Origin of the sequence: Streptomyces lacrimifluminis, from assembly GCF_014646095.1 — a bacterium.
GTDB lineage: Bacteria > Actinomycetota > Actinomycetes > Streptomycetales > Streptomycetaceae > Streptomyces > Streptomyces lacrimifluminis.
Window position 1 is genome coordinate 1 of record NZ_BMMU01000023.1, and the last position, 17202, is coordinate 17202.

Sequence of the window (17202 nt, forward strand, 5' to 3'; positions counted from 1 at the left end):
CCTCGCTCGTTGTGCTTCGTGGACCGTCACCTGATCGGTGGCCAGCTCGAAGAAGCTCACTGGTCCGGCGGCGAAGGCCCTTGCCAATCATGGCCAGCCCGACCTCACCACACACTCCGCCAGCCCATCAACGGCCGCTCCCAGCCACATGCCACCGCCACCAAGCCTGCTTGTTGAAGGGAACGGCCCTTCAGCCAGCGGCCAAAACCTTGAGGGGACTCCACCCCTGCTGCCTGCCCCTTGAGCCCTTGAGCTACATCGCAGCGGATCACAGATCGAGATGGGCCGTCGCACCCCATGTGCCGGCATCTTCCCCTAACCTCTCAACCAGTACCAGGACTAGGGGACCGGGACACCACATGCAGGGACGCGCACTCGCTGAAGAGCGACTCGACCCATACGCCGAAGATCTCATCGAGTCTCTCCGCGCGTTTGGCTACGACCTGCCGACCGCACTGGCCGATTTGGTGGACAACAGCATCGCCGCAAAGGCCAAGAATGTGCACGTCTCGTTCTGCTCAGATCCCGGCGAAGCCTGGGTGGCCATCGTGGATGATGGCTGCGGCATGAGCGAGCCCGAACTCCACGCCGCGATGAGATTCGCACGCAACCCAAGACACATTCGCGAGCAGGGGGATCTTGGGCGGTTCGGCTTGGGACTAAAAACCGCCTCACTCTCTCAAGCTCGAATGCTTACCGTCCTGTCCATCAATGCCGATAAACTCGCTGCAAGAACCTGGGACATTGACTACATTGCGCAGCGGAAAGAGTGGGTAGTACTCACTCAGCCAGATAGCGAAGTGCTCCGTATCGCCGAAAGGATCGGATTCACCGGGCAGGGCACTGCGATCATCTGGCGAAAGACGGACAAACTTGGAGACGGGAGATCACTGTCTCGGAAAGTCTCTGATGCCGGCCGTGAGCTAGCTCTGACTTTCCATCGTTTCCTGGAAACGGGTCGTCTCAACTTGCGCATAGGGCGGCAAGGGATCACTCCCTTGGATCCTTATCTGAGACGTCACCCGGCCACCCAAGACCGCGGTACGGAAGAACTACAGACCGCCGGACACGCCGTCAGAGTAAACCCAGTAATTCTGCCTCATCCGTCAAGGCTGAGCAAGCAAGATACAGCCTTGGTATCTGGGCCAGGTGGCATGCTCGCCCGCCAAGGTTTCTACGTCTACCGAGGTAATCGACTCGTCGTGGCCGGCGGCTGGTTGGGGCTTGGAAACCTCCATAAGTCCGCCCCCACTCGGCTGGCTCGAATCGCGCTTGAAATCCCACCCGGGCTGGATCTTCTCTGGGCGGTCGATGTCAGAAAATCGACCGTACATCCTCCAATTCACCTGGAACCTAGGCTCATAGAGCTAGCCGAGGACGCACGGGCCAGATCTGAGAAAATATTCACTTACCGCGGCGCTCCCGTTCGAAGACAAGGCAAGCATAGCCAAGTCGAGCCCGTGTGGCACCAAGTACGCAGACTCGGTCAATCTGATTATTCCATCAATAGAGACCACCCTCTCGTGGCCGCCGCGCTGTCGTCTGCTCCCGAAAATGCGTTGGAGGGGGTCTTGCGGATGATCGAAACGACACTCCCACGTGAACTCATCGCACAGGAAGTCACGACCCGTGGTGAAGAACCTCCGCCAGAACTCGAACATCCAGATACCGAAGAAGTCCTTGCAACACTCAGATCGCTACTCACGGGACTTCCTTCGGACGCCACAATGAGAACGACTTTGGCTGCGGCGCTGCTCAAAGCGGAGCCTTTCTGCCGTTATCCCGGCCTCGTCAAAGAGATCATCGAAATTGATTCCACCGAGGGGACATGATCAATGGCCGATCTCACGGATGCCGCCCTGACGCTTGCGAAGCAGGGGGTCTTGGGGATTGAAAAGCATGAACGCACCCGCGAGCGATTCAAGGAAATTGCCCAATCGGCAGCTAACATGCTGTCTGCAGCCGGTCCGGTCTCTGTCGACGAGGTGGTTCGCCTCCTAGAATCGGAATTCGACGTCTGGGTTCCGCAAGCAATCGTGGTGAGCAACTCCGGGGACCACATAGCCTGGCTGGAAAATAGGCGCCAGGGAATCGAGTTCTCGTACTGGCGGCGCTACGCAGAATGGCTCAAAAAATCTTGGAAGCCGAGCACGGTTGAATCTCTCGACGAAGCAACAGATCAGATTCTTGAACTGCTCGAAGACCCGGCCCGCGCTGGCACCTGGAAGACATACGGAATGGTCTATGGCCAGGTTCAATCTGGCAAAACGGCTAGCTACACTGGACTCATTTGCAAGGCAGCCGATGCCGGATATCAGGTCACTATCGTGCTAACAAGCCAGCACGAAAGCCTTCGGCATCAGACCCAAGCTCGACTCGACAAGGAATTTCTTGGCTTTAACAGCAAACTAAGCAGAAACCCAGACTCTGACAGCTCCGTCATCATCGGAGTCGGAACCTTGGGAATGAAGAAGCCTAACATTTGTCAACCTGTAACAACACAGGTTAGCGACTTCACCGCAGCACAGTTCCAGGGCACTCCAATAAATATCAACGAGGTAAGCATCCTCGTCGTCGCCAAAAAGAACGCCCGCATTTTGGAAAACCTCCAAGATTGGCTTTCTAACTTCTCCACGGGAGAGGAAGAGCCTCGAACCATTAAGAACATCCCCCTCCTACTCATTGACGATGAGGCCGACTATGCGTCAGTCGACACCAAACGCCCAAAAAAGGGCACTAGCCAAAGCGACCCCGCCCATGATCCGACCGCGATCAACAAAGCAGTCCGCGGCTTGCTTGAGCTATTCGATAAACGCGCCTATATAGCGTACACCGCTACCCCGTTCGCGAACATTTTCATTCCGGACGAAACCGACCACCCCAAGCATGGAGAGGATCTCTTTCCCAAAAACTTCCTCGTCGCCTTGGAGCCCCCTTCCAATTATTGTGGACCGGAGGTTGTATTCGGCCTTGAGGATCCATCCGCAGCTGAGATTCGCGAGCCACTTCCCATAACACGACCAGTGGACGATCACGAATATTGGCTTCCAGACGGCCACAGAAAGGGTTACCGTCCGGGAAAGCAATTGCCGCCATCGCTAGTCGAGGCACTAGACGCATTCCTGCTTGCCACTGCCGTGCGGCGGGTACGCACGAAGGACTACGGCATAGCAAGCGGACACAACACGATGTTGGTCCACGTCACTCGCTGGACAGATGTCCAGGGGGAGATTGCCCGCCAGATAGAAGATCACTTGCAGGGAATGTCGGCAGATTGGGGAGATCACGGAAAATCCGGACAGGCGCTTCGGAAACGGCTACTCACTCTATGGGAAGAAGATTTTTCTCCCACCCGTGAAGAAATTGCGGGCCGGGATGACGTTAGCGCTCTAGCTGGCCCTCCAGTCTCATGGGAGGAGGTGGAAGAATTCGTGCCAGTGATTCTGGAAGAAGCCGTTTCAAATGTGAAGCGAATCAACGGCACCGCTGCGGACGTCCTGGAATATCAATCAACGACTCCGGTAACAGTCGTGGCCGTCGGTGGTGACAAACTTTCCCGTGGCCTAACCCTCGAAGGGTTGACGGTATCCTACTATCTGCGCGCCTCCAAAACCTACGACACACTGCTTCAAATGGGACGGTGGTTTGGATATCGTCCAGGATATTTGGACGTAACGCGCCTGTACACTACAACGGAACTAGTCAACTACTACGTTCACATCACTCGGGCCAACCGAGAGCTTATGGATCTCACGGCGGCGGTATCTCGCGCACGCCAGACACCAAAGCACGTGGGTCTTCGCGTATTGGACGGAAAAGGGAACCTGCAGGTAACCGCTGCCACTAAAATGCGCTCCTCACAGGTGATGACTGTCAGCCTCTCTGCAAGTAGAGCTGAGACTCTGGTCATGCGGACGGACAAGCGAGCACAGGCCGATAACTCCGCCGGCCTTGACCGTTTGATCGAAGCGATAACTCCTTTCGATTCAGTTCCTGAAGATAGGCTGGACGGAGCTGGACGCGGATTCTTTCGCCAGAACGTTCCATCTCAGGTTGTACTCGATTTCCTTGCGAGGTTCCTTGTATCTCCTCGCGTACTCACCGCTAATCCAGAGAATCTCATCCCCTACATTAAGAGCCAAGTATCCAAGGGGGAGCTTCTCCGCTGGACCGTAGCCATTACGGCTGGAGCGTCTTCCGTGCCGTTGAAGGGACTCGGTATCTCGCTGGTTAAGCGCCGGACGATTACTCACTCTAGGGTTCTGGATCGCGAATGTGAAGTTGGCGTTCTTGTCAGTCCCGCGCATGAAGCTATCGGGCTTGCACCGGAGACGGTAACCGAAGCATTCAATAGGACGGTTCAGGATTTCCTTAAAAACGGTAAAGGGCGCGAGCCAAAGCGTGCAAGCGGAGAATCTCTGCGGAAGCTCCGCGACCCCAACGAAGGCTTGTTGCTCATCTACCCCATCGATCCAATTGCGTCGGAAATCGAAGTCCCCGATCCCAGCATCCCTATCGTCGGGTACGCTGTCGTATTTCCGCATTCCGACAAGGCAGAAAAGGTTCGGTATCGCGTCAACCAAGTCTTCCTTGACGGACTTCGGAAAGCCATTGATGAAGATGCCGAAGGTGACAGCTGATGGCCACCAGTACTCCGGAACAGCTCGAAGCAAGCTTCACTGCTACTGAAGCCGGGGGTAGCAAACTCCCTGGGGCAGTGCGTCGGCGTCTCATGCCTGACGCTTCCATTGATGTCTTCACTGAAGTTCGGTTTCCAAGCCGCGAGTGGGCATTGTTGATTCGGAGCAGTGATGACACGGAAGATCGAGACTTGATCCTTGCCTCTGGCCTCGTCTGTCGAATTAGGGGTGGATCGGTCGAAATTGTCGCGGGCCCGGATACCGATCGATTCTTGTTCTGCACGCTCCTGGCTGATTTGGTTCGGCAGCTCCACATACACACCGCCAACCCCACCCTGGCTCTCGTCCGCCGGCTAAACGCTTGGCGCAAGATGCTCGACAGAGGGCTTTCTACAGGCCTCACTCCGGAAGCACGAATGGGGCTGTTCGGTGAGCTTCTTACGTTGCGGGAGATTCTGCTGCCAGCCATTGGAGCGGCTGCAATCCCTGCCTGGGAGGGACCTGCAGGAGCGCCGAGGGATTTTAGTCATTTCTCAACAGCAGTCGAGGTTAAGACTGTCGGTCGAAGAGGTGCCAACCAATGTCAGATAAGCAGTGAAAGTCAACTAGAGACTTCCAACTCAACGGACCTGTTCTTGATACATCAAGTCATGACAGTTGCACCGAGTGGCGTCTCGCTCATTGATATGGTGGAAGAACTTCGCGCAGATCCTCGGGTGCAGCCAGAACGGTCACGGTTCGAGAACTGTCTACTAGAAGCAGGGTGGCTGGACAGCCATAGCACACAATATGCCAACCACCGGTACGCACTGAGTCGTCGGCAATGTTTTCATATAGTTGACGGGTTCCCGCGCCTGACTTCCTTGGCACTACCCTCCGGAGTGTCTCGGGTGTCATATAACATCGACCTGTCAGTGTGCGATGCATACAGAGTGAATGAGGAAACGGTGCGATCTTCAATCTCTCTAGCGGGAACAGGCAAGGAGTAGTTAGTGGAGGAGATGCAGGAATTCGCCATTGCGCTAGAGCAGACGATTGAAGATTATCTCGGGCGCGAACCTGGCTGGCTAAGGCGAGACGCCTTCGTTCGAGCGGCTGGCGATTACCTTGTGGATGACGGAACGCTCGAAGACGTAGAAGTCTGCTATTTTGCGCACCCCGCCGGACGCAGTCGCATGGAGGTGGCCGGCTACTCAGTCAGCGATGACGGACATGTATTGGACCTCGTTTCTGTTTATTATGGAGAACACGGTCAAACAATCTCACGCGACCAAGTCAGGAGACGTTTCAACTGGGCAAAACTGTTTGCTGCCGCATGTCGTGACGGACACCATCTCCGAATGGAAGAGTCGAGCCCTCAGTTTGACATGGCACAGGATATTCATGCCAGATGGAAAAATTTCGGAAAGATTAGAATCTTTCTCCTAACTGACGGACGAAGCACCCTGCAAGATTTGCCGTCCGAGGAACTAGACGGGGTGCCCATAGTCCATAATCTGTGGGACATTGAGCGTCTCAGGCGACTCGTCAATTCAGGTCGTCAAGAGGAGCCGATTTTTGTTAGTTTTGAAGAGCTTGCAAATCCGCTCCCCTGCCTTCCCGCCCCTCGCTTGGCGGGGGATTATCAATGCCTACTCACTTTGATACCGGGCAAGCTACTCGCGGACATCTATGAATTGCACGGGTCCAAGCTGTTGCAACGGAACGTCCGGGCATTCCTGCAAGCCAAGGGGAAAGTCAACAAAAATATAAACGAAACGATCCGGAAAAGTGCTGATCGATTTCTTGCCTATAATAACGGCATCTCGGCCACTGCAACGGGGGTCACACTAGAACAACGAGAGAATGGAACTTACCTACTCGATATTAGCGACCTGCAGATCGTCAACGGAGGCCAGACCACGGCTTCGCTCCACAATGCTGCCATGCGCGATGGTGCTGATCTCAGTCAGATTCAAGTACCTATGAAGATCACAGTGGTGCAGCCAGATCTCCTCGACCAGCTGGTGCCCTATATCTCGCGCTACGCCAACTCGCAGAACTCCATCAATGAAGCAGATTTTGAGGCTAACAGCCCATTTCATGTCGAGCTCGAACGCGCGTCTCGTAGCGTCTGGGCACCCGCAACTCTGGGATCTACTCGCCAAAGCCGATGGTATTACGAGCGAGTGCGAGGCCAGTACAACGTAGATAGAGCCCGACGGCACACCACAGCCAAAAAGAAATCTTTTGACGAAGAGTACCCGCGCGGTCAGCGTTTCGCTAAGACTGACGCAGCCAAGTATGACTTGACATTTCGACAGCTTCCTCATGTCGTGAGTTTGGGTGCACAGAAATGCTTTCACTGGTGGACAATGAACGTATTGTCAGTGCCGCCTTCGGTTCCTGACGAGAGCTATTTTAAAGCACTCGTCGCAAAGAGAATCCTGTTCGAACATGGGCGTGCGGATATCAGGAAGTTGAACCCTGGTGCGGGATATCTCGCTAATGTTACGACTTACACCCTGGCCCGGCTTGCCGCGGAAGTCGATTTGGACGATGTCCTAGCGACGGTATGGAGGAAGCAAGGGCTACCTGACAGCGTCCGCCAAGCGGTCGCCGAACTGAGCCGTCCCGTCCGGCAAGTGCTCCTTGCAGCCCCCGGTTCGGGGAACGTCACCGAATGGTGTAAGAAGGAGGACTGCTGGAAGAGCGTGCTGGACATCCCTGGGGGCAGTTCGCTGCTCAAGGTTGCTAGGCGGCTCGGGCAGTAGCCGATACCCGGGCCCAAGACTCACGTGACAGCTGTTGGGGACAGCGCCCGGAGACAGAAGCAACCCCATCCAGCTAGGTCCACGCCCCGCAGGGTGTCCGCTCCGACGAGCAGCCGTGCACTTGGTGTTGAGCTGCGTCATCTTTCCGTTGTGCCACCTGCGGGAAGGGGTTGTCTGGAGCAGCCGTCTGTGTTGTCCTGGTGGTCGTTGTTTCGAGCAATATGAGGAGGCTTGGGTGTCGGTCTACGGGGTGAAGCTGCATCGCAGCGACGTACTCCAGCTCGACGAGCATCCTGAGGCTTGTACCGAGGAGACTTTCGCAGCTTGGTGCAAGGCCCGGTTCAGCTCCGGGGCGCGTCTGGCTGTCGACCTCTTCTCAGGTGCGGGTGGCTTGAGCCTTGGACTAGAGCATGCGGGGTGGACTGTTGCTGCCTCCGTCGACTCAGATCGGCGAGCTTTGGAGACACACCGGGTTAACTTCCCCGGACTTGCTCTGGGAACGGATCTGGGTGACGCAGAACAGCGTGGTCGTCTCATCTCCTTGTTGCAGCAGGCACCCATCGATCTGATCTCCGGTGGCCCTCCCTGCCAACCGTTCAGTCGTGCTGGGCGTAGCAAGATCAAGAGCTTGGTTGACGCTGGCAAGCGCGACGAAAACGATCTGCGCAAAGAGCTCTGGCGTGCCTACCTAGACATCGTGCTCCAAGTGCAACCTCGTGCGGTTCTCATGGAGAATGTTCCGGACATGGCGCTTGGTGATGACTTCCGGGTTGTTCGAACCATCGTTGAGGCCTTGGAGGAAGCCGGCTACTTCACAGAGGTGCGCTTGGTCGACGCCTGGCAGTACGGCGTGCCCCAGCATCGCAAACGATTGATAGTACTGGCCCGAAACGATAGCGCCAAGTTCACTTGGCCAACTACGGCCGCCCCCGTTCATCTTAGGCAAGCTATCGGCGACCTCCCCACACTTGACGAATCCAAGCCCCTCGGCGGTCGTAGGCTGCAATACGAGCCTTCGTCCGATCCGTCTGATTTCCTGACGCTCATGAGGAAAGAAGTCGACGAGCCGGGTATTGTTTATGATCACATGACGAGGCCTGTGCGCCCCGACGACCTAGAGGTCTTCAAGCGCATGGATCATAAAACCTTGTATTCCGACATCCCAGAGCATCTACGGCGTTACAAAGCCGATACCTTCGACGATAAATACAAGCGGCTTCATTGGGACGACTTCAGTCGGTCCATCACCGCCCATATCGCAAAAGATGGATATTGGTATATTCATCCGGAAGAACACCGAACTCTGACGGTACGTGAAGCGGCTCGCATCCAGACGTTCCCTGATAATTTCCGATTCTCAGGAACGCGTAGCGATGCATTTAGACAGATCGGTAACGCTGTACCGCCTCGTTTGGGGGAGGCCGCGGCCACCGCTCTGATGCCGGTTGAGGATGCGCAACCCAGTAAGAACGAGTGGCTGGAACTGCACAAGGCTTTGTCAGCGTGGGGGCGCCAGCAACGCAAAGGGCGCTCTTGGTTCCTTTATCCAGGCCCGTATGTCCAGCAGGCCGTTGCGCTCGTGGTAGCTCTGGTCGGCGCGGAACGCATAGGAGCTCGTAACCTTGAGTGGGCCATCCAGCGCCTTAAGGAACGTTCCAAACTCACAGCGAAAGAACTTCAGCAGCTCTATACGGCCATTGATGACCCCAAGACGCTTCAGCGTCTGCAGCGAATCGAAGATCTGACGTCGAAGCGCAACATTTGGCAGAACACTGACGATCTAATCATTCAACTGAAATTGAAGCCTGCAGAGATTTCCATGTTCAGGCTACTCTTGGGTGAGGATGTTTTGCTTTCCCAGCAGGGTCCATTGCGTGTGGCTGCAAGGATTTTTGCGAGCAACTCTGATCGCACTAACAAGCTCACTGATGGGCGTATCGAACTTTCTCGGCTCATTGGTGGCGGCCCCGATGCACCGATCCGTATGGCTGCGTTGAGGCAGTTGGCACAATCGAATTGTCTTCCGAATGAACCATACTGTGCTGGCTGTCCCATCCAGGAGTGGTGCCGTTCAACCGAGAACCGAGAAACTGTCGAGCGACTCTGCTGAGACCCCTCCGCGAGTTCTGCCATCGTGTAATCAAGCTTGGGCACGGACGACGCCAACTGTTGGACGCGGAGAACGGTCAGTCAGTTCGCTAACAGTGCCCCATCGGCCTACTACACTCGGTCTGATTTTCTGCGATAGATCTCTTTGAGCTCCAGTTATAGGCCCTCAGGAGCCGACTCGCGCCAACCCCTTTGTCAGTTGCGCTCCTCGCTTCGACGACACGCCGCTGCCCCTTCCCCTGACGCTTGATCCCTCACTCAGAGTGCGGGGCACGCGAGGGGCATCTCGTCAAGGTGACGCGAAAAGAGCCGAACATGCGCCCCCCGCCAGATCGGTCTGAGATCCTAGAGTCCGATCGAGAGGGGCCGAAGGCATGGAGTGGAAGACCCACGGTGAGCGACAGATCTACACGAACAAGTGGGTGAACCTGTGCTTGGTGGACGTCCAGCAGCCTGACGGACATCGGTGGGAGTACCACGTCGTTCGTCTCCGGCACCTGGCCGTGGCCGCTGTGGTCAACGACCGCCAAGAGGTGCTGATGATGTGGCGGCACCGCTTCATCACCGACTCCTGGGCCTGGGAGTTGCCCATGGGCCTGGTCGAAGAGGGCGAGTCCCCAGAAGAGGCGGCGGCCCGCGAGGTCTTGGAGGAAACGGGCTGGCGCCCCGGTCCCGTCAAGCCCCTGATCTACGCCGAGCCGGCCAACGGCATCACCGACTCGCAGCACCACGTCTTCCGCGCGGACGGCGCGACCTACGACGGCCCGCCCACGGAGAAGAACGAGTCCGACCGCATCGAGTGGATCCCCCTCAGCGAGGTGCGCGGGATGATCGACCGCCGCGAGATCGTGAGCAGCGGATCCCTCGTCGGCCTGTTGTACGTGCTCATGGACGAAGCGATCCGCTGACCGGTGGGAGGAGTTCCCGTAGCCGTGCCTCGAAGGCCAGGGCTACGGGCTCCCGCCTGTGCGGGGCCAACTGCTCGTAGAACTCCCGGAGATGGCCCGACACTCGCTCGGACGACACCGCCGAGGCGGGCTCCAGAGCTTGCGTGGCCGTGTGGCACGCCTGGGCCAGCTTCCCTTGGTCCAACTGCGCACGGGCCAGCCAGAACGCGTGGAACGCGCGCCCGCGTTGGTTGGTGCTGTTCTCCCGCCGCAGAGCATCCGCGATCAAGGGCTCGGCAGTCGCCGCCTCCCCCAGTCGGCCGTGAGCAATGCCGGTGTCCACTATGAGCTTCAGCTCGTCGAAGTAGGTCACCCACGACGGGTCCGGGTCGTTCGCCTCGATCTGCTCGAAGTGGCGGTGCGCTTCCCCGATCGCCCGGTAAGTGGAGTCCCGGTTGCCGAGGGTGGCATGGGCGAAGGCTTCGCGCATGGACAGCATCGACATGACGCGCGGCGTGGTGCCGAGAGCTGGGCGGGCCTGGTCCTGAGCGGCGGTCACGAGTGCGAGAGAGTCCCCCGGCTTGTCCTGGTACGTGGCCTGCAAGCTCATGCAGGCCAGGACGTTGGCCATGAACTGACGGTCGTCGATTTCCTTGGCCAGTTGCAGGGCCTCGGTGAAGTACGCGCGGGCCTGGTTGTACTGGCGGGCGTCGAAGTAGGTCCAGCCGGTGAGGCGTGCCAACTCGGCCGCGATTCCGTACAGGCCGTTCTGGATGGACGGCGGTCGGCTCTCCTTCAACAGGCCCACGACATGCCGGAGCTGACCGACGATGGCCGGCCTCAGGGCCTCGCCGCCGTGCTGGTCGTCCCGTCGCCAGTAGTCCTCGATGGAGGAGCGGAACGCTGCAAGTGTGGCTGTGCTGAGGCTCGTTCGTGTAGCCAGAGCCAGGATGCTGTCTACGTCCGGCCCCGGCAGAGACGCGGGGGTCTGCTGTGCTGGCTCCGGCGCTTGCGGTGCCTCGCGCTCGGTGACCACGAGAGCTTGGGGTGTCTCCCAGGGACGACGGGCAAGCCCGAGCATGTGCCCTGGGATGCGCAAGCCGTCCGCGATGCGTTCGACGACGTCCATATGCAGCAACTGGCGTCGCCCGGCAATCACTTCGCCGACTCGGCTGGGTGTCAGCTCGCATCGCCTGGCGATCATCGACGGGTAGATGCCCACCTTGGTCTTGACCAGCCGGAAGACTCTGCCGAAGTCCCGTACCCGGCACGCGTTGATCATCTCGGGATCGGTGAGCAGCCTGGCAGGCAGTTCCTGCGGCCGGTCGGCGTCGGGCATCGGGCAAGCTCCCACACTGCGAGGGCTACGCAACGTCGCTGATTCTCTACTTCCCGCGATGTTACCCAAGTTGGGTAATCAGCCTGACCTTTTGGCGGGGGTACCTGGTTCGCGATGCTCGTGTGCATGGCGAGCAATCAGCAGACCAGACCAGGCATCGGCGAACTGGCCAAGGACAGCGTCAGGGACCGCATCGGCGTCGTCATGGGCAAGTGCGGGGGCCGTGTGCAGATGCGGCCGATCCGTGGCGGCCTGGAGTGGGATGCCGTACCGGACAACGTGGTGGCGCTCAGTGCGCGAGAGGAACTGAGCGCACGTCTGACCATCAAGAACGGCAACAGTCTGGGCGGGTTGTGATGCGCGCCATCGGCCGGTACGCGGGAGTCCTTTCAGCATCTGCATCAGCGGTTCGTGCGGCCTGGTGATCGGCGCACCCCTCGGTATCCGTCAGTAGACCGGCCGCCCCGGACGGGTGCCAGTTCACGGCTCCCCCGTCCCCGTTCGGGGCCGGCCTCCAAGCCTGCCCCCTGATCGTCTGCAAGAGCCCAGCTCGGCGATCAGGGCGGTATGCCCGTACCACGCACCACCTCACACCGGGAGATTGCACATGACGGCAACGGCGAACGACCAGCGGACCGGTCGCGCGGTGGCTGGTGAGGAAATGTTCGAGAGCCTCGCCCACTTCGTGGTCATCCACAACGGGCAGTCGCCCGAGCGCGCCAAACGGATCGCGGACCAGGCGGTTGCGTTCCTCGTCACGGCGGCCACCGCCCCCGTTCCCATGGTCCCGTCCGATGACGTGGACCTCGGCCTCCACGCGCTCATCCTGCATACGAAGGAGTACGCAGCCCTGTGCGAGCAGTACGCGGGTCGCTTTCTGCACCACAACCCGAAGCCGGGTGGCGATGCCCGCGACCCGGAGATGGTCGCCGCCTCGGCACGCGCCATGAAGGCTGCCGGGTTCATGGTCTTCGACGACCTGTGGACCGTGAACGGCGTGAATCTCGCACAGTGCGACTCGGACTGCGGCCGACCGTACGGTCAGGCGTAGCACACGACAACAGCGACGCGGCCGGCCCCAACTCGTGGTCGTCCGCGCTCGCCTGGAAGGAGAAGAGACGTTGCCCGGCCCAACCCCTGAACTGCCGATCGTGGTGCTCGACGCACTCATGCCCACGACTCAGCGCATGGTCATCAACCGTCGGGGCTCCACGGTCTGGGAGGTGGAGAGCCACCGGGGCCACTACGCCGTGAAGGTCGGCTATCCGATCGAGGCTACGGCCGACTGGCCTGCCCAGCCCTGGACCGCGCTCGCGCCTGCACGCGAGGGTGCCGTGCTGCTTCGCCTCGGCGTCGAGGGGATCGCGTACGGCGAATGGGAGCACGGCACGTGGAACTTCCAGCCGTGGTACGAGGGGCCGGACCTGTACCGGCTGTGGGAGCGCTGCCGTAGGAAGGACTCGTCCATCGCACCGGACACGAGCGTGGCGCTGGAATGCGTCGAGGCGCTGGCCGAACTTCACGCCAAGGGCTGGGCGCATGGTGATGTGCAGCCCGCCCACTTCATCATCGGGCCGGAACGAACACACCTCATCGACCTCGCCCTTGCCCGTGGCGGCCATGTACCCGAGGGGCACGACTTCCCGTTCCGCGGCTGCCTCGTCCACTACGAAGCACCGGAGATCGCGCGCAGTGTGCTCGACACCGGGGAAGCGGAGCCGACACCGGCAGCCGACGTCTACGCGCTCGGGGCCTCGCTGCTCATCTCCGCCACGGGCTGGCGGGCGGTCGAGTACCCGGACGACGCTCCTCGCCCCGTGCAGCGCGAGGCGGTGGCAAACGGCCGACGTCGGCCCGTGAAAGTGCCCGGTGAACTGGGCGAATTGGTCGACGCGATGCTCAGTCATGCACCAGGGGATCGCCCCACCATCTCCGAGGTAGTGAAAGCCCTGACCTGATCCCGAAAGCCCAGCCCGTCTCGCGTCAGCAGTGCGCGGACGCCAACAACAAAAGACCGGACCACCCCTCAGCCTGGACAGCATTCCGGGTGGTCCGGTCGTGGAATCCCTGATCAGGACCCCGGTGCCGATGGTACCGGGGCAGTCGGCGTGCTCGGATTCGGGTGCGGCGACAACCCCCGTCAGCTGTTGTTGAGTTAGAGAGGGCGGCGGTTGAAGGCGGTCATTGGAAGCGCAGTTCTGACCTGCACCACCGAAAGTCAGCCAAGACGGCGAGTGCGCCGAACAAACACCCGTCACGTATGCCTCCAGCAACCCCGTACCGGCATCAGCCACGCTTCCCGGTTTCGAAACGACGGCCACCCGGACGGCGGGGTCGTGCGCGCTCAGGCTCGGCCTGCTCGTGGTCGTGGTCCTGGTGCTCGGGCTGGGCGAGTTGCTTCCTGGCCTGGCTGTCTGCCTTGGCGGTGCTGCGCGCTGAGTGGCCGGGGGCCGCCGCAGCGGTGGCGGAGACAGGGAGCGGCGGCGGCCCGTGGCCGCCAGCGCGCGCGGCACGCCGTAGGCGGGCCGCCTTGATCCAGTAAAGAAACTCTGAACAGCACGCAGGGCAGCAGTCGATCAATCCGGGAGAGGCACGGATGCCGTGGGCAGGCCCCGGCGGTTCGAGCAAGTGCGGCACGGAACGACGGCACGTCGGCAAGCGGGGAGCGATGACCGAGCACATACCGGACAACGAAATGGGGTCGACCAGCATTCAGGTCGGGGACACGGATCAAGTAGTCGCGCTGATCGAGGAGATGCGGGCCATGGTCGTTCGCCTCAGTAGGGAAACCAGGGAGTTGCGAGAGGAAGTGGCCCAGCTCAGGACTACGGCTTCGGCTGCTGAGCTGTCTTCAGTTCCTCGACCTCGCGCCGCAGTTCCTGATGATCAGCGCTGAGGGCACGGATCTCGTCACGTAGTGCGGTGAGTACTTCGGTAAGGGTGGTCCCGGCGTCTGCGGCAGCTTCGGTGCCGTCGGGCCCACCCTCGCCCGGCTCGGCCTGGCTCTGCTTCTCCTCCCTGTTCGCCAAGTACCAAACCGGAGCGGTGTAGTTCGCCGAGGGTTCCCCGCCGGCGTTGTGGTCTGCGACGAAGCTGCCGCGACCATGGATCGTGTAGATCAGGCCTTCGTCCCGCAGCACGTTGAGCGCGGACCTCGCGGTCATGTTGGCCACGCCGAAGCGTTCCTGTAGCTCGCGGATGGACGGCATCTGCTCGCCCGGCTTGATCCGCCCCTGCAAGATGTCGCGCCGAATCTCGTCGGCAGCGTGCTGATAAGGCGGCCGGCGGTCCTGCTTGCTCTCTGGCGCGGGGCTCATTGCCCAAGAGTAGCGATTTTTAGCACCCCTAGCACACCCCACTGACATAGGTGGCCTATGTCAGCTGACACCTAGCTCACCCGATTCACTTGACACTGCTAGGTCTGCTATGTTCAATGGAGATCACGCCCCACCAACCCGGTGGAGCGCAGTTGAGAGGAATCAACTCCCATGGCACGCATCCGTGTTGGCCTGCTCCCCACCTCTTCGTTCATGGTCGGCACCCTGCCGGTGCCGAAGTACGCGGACCAGGAGAAGACGCAGTTCGCCACCGACCGTGAGACCGGCGCGAAGCTCTACACGATCACCCTCTTCTTCATGGAGGAGGACCGCGCCGAGGCTCTGAAGATCACCGTTCCGGAAACCGGTCTGCCCAACGGGCTCCGCCCGGGTGTCCCGGTCATGCCGGTGGAGCTGTTCGCCACTCCGTGGGCGCGCATCTTCAACGGCTCGCTCTCGGACGGCATCGCGTACCGCGCGGGCCGACTGGACCTGGTGGCCCCGGCCGCTGAGGCGGCGTGAGCGGCACCGCCTTCCGGTCCGGCGCTGAGCGCAGCTACCCGCTGCCTCACGCCGGGCCGGGTGCCCAGTTCACCGAATCACTCGTGACCTCGGTGGCGGCCCTACTCGTCGCCTACGGCTTCCCCCGCCTCGACGCGTCGGCGGATCGGGCGGCCCTCGAAAAGGCCCTCACGGCCTTCCTCTACAACCCGCTGGAGAGTCACAAATGAAGGATCCGAACGCTCCGGCGCAAGGGATCTTCGGTCAAGTCCCGCTCGTCGTCGCCCTGGTACTCGCCGTGCTCGTCGGATGGGCGATCTGGTGGGTGGTCCGCTACGTTCGCGCCGATGCCATGACCCGCCAGTCCATACGGCAGGCCATACGCGTGCGGTGGGGCTGGAAGCGGCTCGCACCGATGCTCAAGCTGTCGGCCACGGACAAGACCCCGACCGCACTGGCGTCGCTGGCGAACACGAACGGCAAGCCCATCAAGCCGCGCGTCCTCATCCCCGCCCTGAAGGTGAAGCACGACGCGTACGGAGTGATCGCGCGGGCACAGTGCCTGCCTAGCGTCGGGCTTGCGCAATTCCAGAAGGCGGCCCCGCACCTCGCGGACGCCTGGCGCTGCACACGGGTCGCGGTCACCCAGGACAAGCCTGGGCAGATCCTCATCCGGGGTGTGCGACTGGATCCGCTGAAGTTCCCCACCGAGCACCACCCCACGGGTGAGCCTCCGGAGGAGACAGCCCAGTGGGATCTGGGCCTGGACGAGTACGCACAACCCGTGTCCGTGAACCTCACGCAGGTACCCGGCGTGACCGTGGCCGGCCTTCCCGGCTTCGGCAAGACCAGCCTGATCAACCGGCTGCTCGCCGACTGGGCGCCCTCGCCCGCAGTGCAGTTCGCCTGCGCGGACGGCAAGGTGTCGGCTGCGTACGAAGGTGACTACGCGGACTGGGTCCAGCGCATGTTCGCCTTCGTGGGCGATGACCTGGAAGAGGCCAACAAGCTGTTCCGGCAGCTCGTTGAACTGCGCCGCGCCCGGTCGGCATCGGTGCGCCAGATCCTCGGGGTGAAGTCCATGTGGGACATCGGTCCTTCCGAGAACTGGCCCCTGGTCGTGCTGATCGTCGACGAAGCGCACACCTACTTCCGCGACCACAAGGGAAGCGACCAGGAGACGAAGAAGCTAGCCGCGCTCGCCGCCGAGAACGCCCGGCTCGTGGAAGACCTGGTGAAGAAGGGCCGGTCCGTGGGACTGCTCGTCATCCTCACCACTCAGAAGTCCACGGGCGACGCGATACCCACCTTCATTCGCGACGTGTGCCCCGTGGGCCTGAGCTTCGCCCAGAAGACCGCCGAAGCCGCCGTGGCCGCTCTCGGTGACGAGATCCGGGAATGGCCGGACGCCAACCCCATCAACCTCCAGGACCCCACCTACGTCGGCGTCGCGTCGATGAATCACCAGTCGCAACCCGGCTTCACCCGCATTCGTACGCCCTACGTACCCGACGCGGAAGCGGCTCACATCGCCGAAGAGACGGCGAACCTCACTATCGACCCATCGACCCTGCTGGCAGCCTTTATCGGCCCTCGCACGACGGACGTGGATCTCACGAAGCTCGACGCCTGAGCAGGTCGCCCCACCGCCTCGCA

Annotated in this window: 14 protein-coding genes; 12 read left to right on the plus strand and 2 right to left on the minus strand. The window is 60.6% G+C overall.

Annotated features, from left to right (window positions below; genetic code table 11):
• Nucleotides 1–359 precede the first annotated feature (359 nt).
• The 6 genes from IEY89_RS28480 to IEY89_RS28505 all read left to right on the plus strand — a co-directional run bounded on the left by IEY89_RS28480 (nucleotide 360) and on the right by IEY89_RS28505 (nucleotide 10410).
• Nucleotides 360–1832: an ATP-binding protein gene (locus IEY89_RS28480; RefSeq protein ID WP_189150386.1), complete on the plus strand. Its 1473-nt coding sequence runs from the start codon at nucleotides 360–362 to the stop codon at nucleotides 1830–1832.
• 3 nt (nucleotides 1833–1835) lie between these two features.
• On the plus strand, nucleotides 1836–4640 hold the full coding sequence (locus IEY89_RS28485; RefSeq protein ID WP_189150387.1) for a Z1 domain-containing protein: 2805 nt from the start codon (nucleotides 1836–1838) through the stop codon (nucleotides 4638–4640).
• Nucleotides 4640–5629: a PD-(D/E)XK motif protein gene (locus IEY89_RS42005; protein WP_189150388.1), complete on the plus strand. Its 990-nt coding sequence runs from the start codon at nucleotides 4640–4642 to the stop codon at nucleotides 5627–5629. Before IEY89_RS28485 ends, IEY89_RS42005 begins: the two co-directional genes overlap by 1 nt.
• Before the next feature lie 12 nt (nucleotides 5630–5641).
• Nucleotides 5642–7393 (plus strand): AIPR family protein, encoded by a 1752-nt coding sequence (locus tag IEY89_RS28495; protein WP_189150482.1) that lies wholly within the window; start codon nucleotides 5642–5644, stop codon nucleotides 7391–7393.
• A gap of 235 nt (nucleotides 7394–7628) precedes the next feature.
• Nucleotides 7629–9503, plus strand: coding sequence for a DNA cytosine methyltransferase (locus IEY89_RS28500; protein ID WP_229695459.1), 1875 nt, complete (start codon nucleotides 7629–7631; stop codon nucleotides 9501–9503).
• 373 nt (nucleotides 9504–9876) lie between these two features.
• Nucleotides 9877–10410: an NUDIX hydrolase gene (locus tag IEY89_RS28505; protein ID WP_189150389.1), complete on the plus strand. Its 534-nt coding sequence runs from the start codon at nucleotides 9877–9879 to the stop codon at nucleotides 10408–10410.
• Here IEY89_RS28505 and IEY89_RS28510 read toward each other — a convergent pair.
• Nucleotides 10388–11728 (minus strand): helix-turn-helix domain-containing protein, encoded by a 1341-nt coding sequence (locus tag IEY89_RS28510; protein ID WP_189150390.1) that lies wholly within the window; start codon nucleotides 11726–11728, stop codon nucleotides 10388–10390. The genes IEY89_RS28505 and IEY89_RS28510 overlap by 23 nt on opposite strands.
• Before the next feature lie 114 nt (nucleotides 11729–11842).
• Here IEY89_RS28510 and IEY89_RS28515 point away from each other — a divergent pair, with 114 nt between their 5' ends.
• From IEY89_RS28515 to IEY89_RS28525, 3 genes are all read left to right on the plus strand, one after another.
• Complete coding sequence (locus IEY89_RS28515) at nucleotides 11843–12085, plus strand: hypothetical protein (RefSeq protein WP_189150391.1); 243 nt, start codon at nucleotides 11843–11845, stop codon at nucleotides 12083–12085.
• 250 nt (nucleotides 12086–12335) lie between these two features.
• Entirely contained in the window at nucleotides 12336–12779 is a 444-nt protein-coding gene (locus IEY89_RS28520; protein ID WP_189150392.1) for a glycine-rich domain-containing protein, read from the plus strand.
• Nucleotides 12780–12849: 70 nt separating this feature from the next.
• Nucleotides 12850–13686 (plus strand): protein kinase domain-containing protein, encoded by an 837-nt coding sequence (locus IEY89_RS28525; RefSeq protein ID WP_189150393.1) that lies wholly within the window; start codon nucleotides 12850–12852, stop codon nucleotides 13684–13686.
• 867 nt (nucleotides 13687–14553) lie between these two features.
• Here IEY89_RS28525 and IEY89_RS28530 read toward each other — a convergent pair.
• Nucleotides 14554–15045: a GntR family transcriptional regulator gene (locus IEY89_RS28530; RefSeq protein WP_189150394.1), complete on the minus strand. Its 492-nt coding sequence runs from the start codon at nucleotides 15043–15045 to the stop codon at nucleotides 14554–14556.
• Between the two features lie 171 nt (nucleotides 15046–15216).
• On the opposite strand from IEY89_RS28530, the gene IEY89_RS28535 reads away from it, so the two are divergent.
• The 3 genes from IEY89_RS28535 to IEY89_RS28545 are packed head-to-tail and all read left to right on the plus strand — an operon-like array spanning nucleotide 15217 to nucleotide 17179.
• The gene (locus tag IEY89_RS28535) at nucleotides 15217–15567 is read left to right on the plus strand and encodes an SCO3933 family regulatory protein (RefSeq protein WP_006381100.1); all 351 of its coding nucleotides are present in this window, start codon (nucleotides 15217–15219) and stop codon (nucleotides 15565–15567) included.
• The gene (locus tag IEY89_RS28540; protein ID WP_189150395.1) at nucleotides 15564–15776 is read left to right on the plus strand and encodes a hypothetical protein; all 213 of its coding nucleotides are present in this window, start codon (nucleotides 15564–15566) and stop codon (nucleotides 15774–15776) included. The genes IEY89_RS28535 and IEY89_RS28540 overlap by 4 nt, the downstream gene beginning before the upstream one ends.
• Entirely contained in the window at nucleotides 15773–17179 is a 1407-nt protein-coding gene (locus tag IEY89_RS28545; RefSeq protein WP_189150396.1) for an FtsK/SpoIIIE domain-containing protein, read from the plus strand. Before IEY89_RS28540 ends, IEY89_RS28545 begins: the two co-directional genes overlap by 4 nt.
• The last annotated feature ends 23 nt before the right edge of the window (nucleotides 17180–17202 follow it).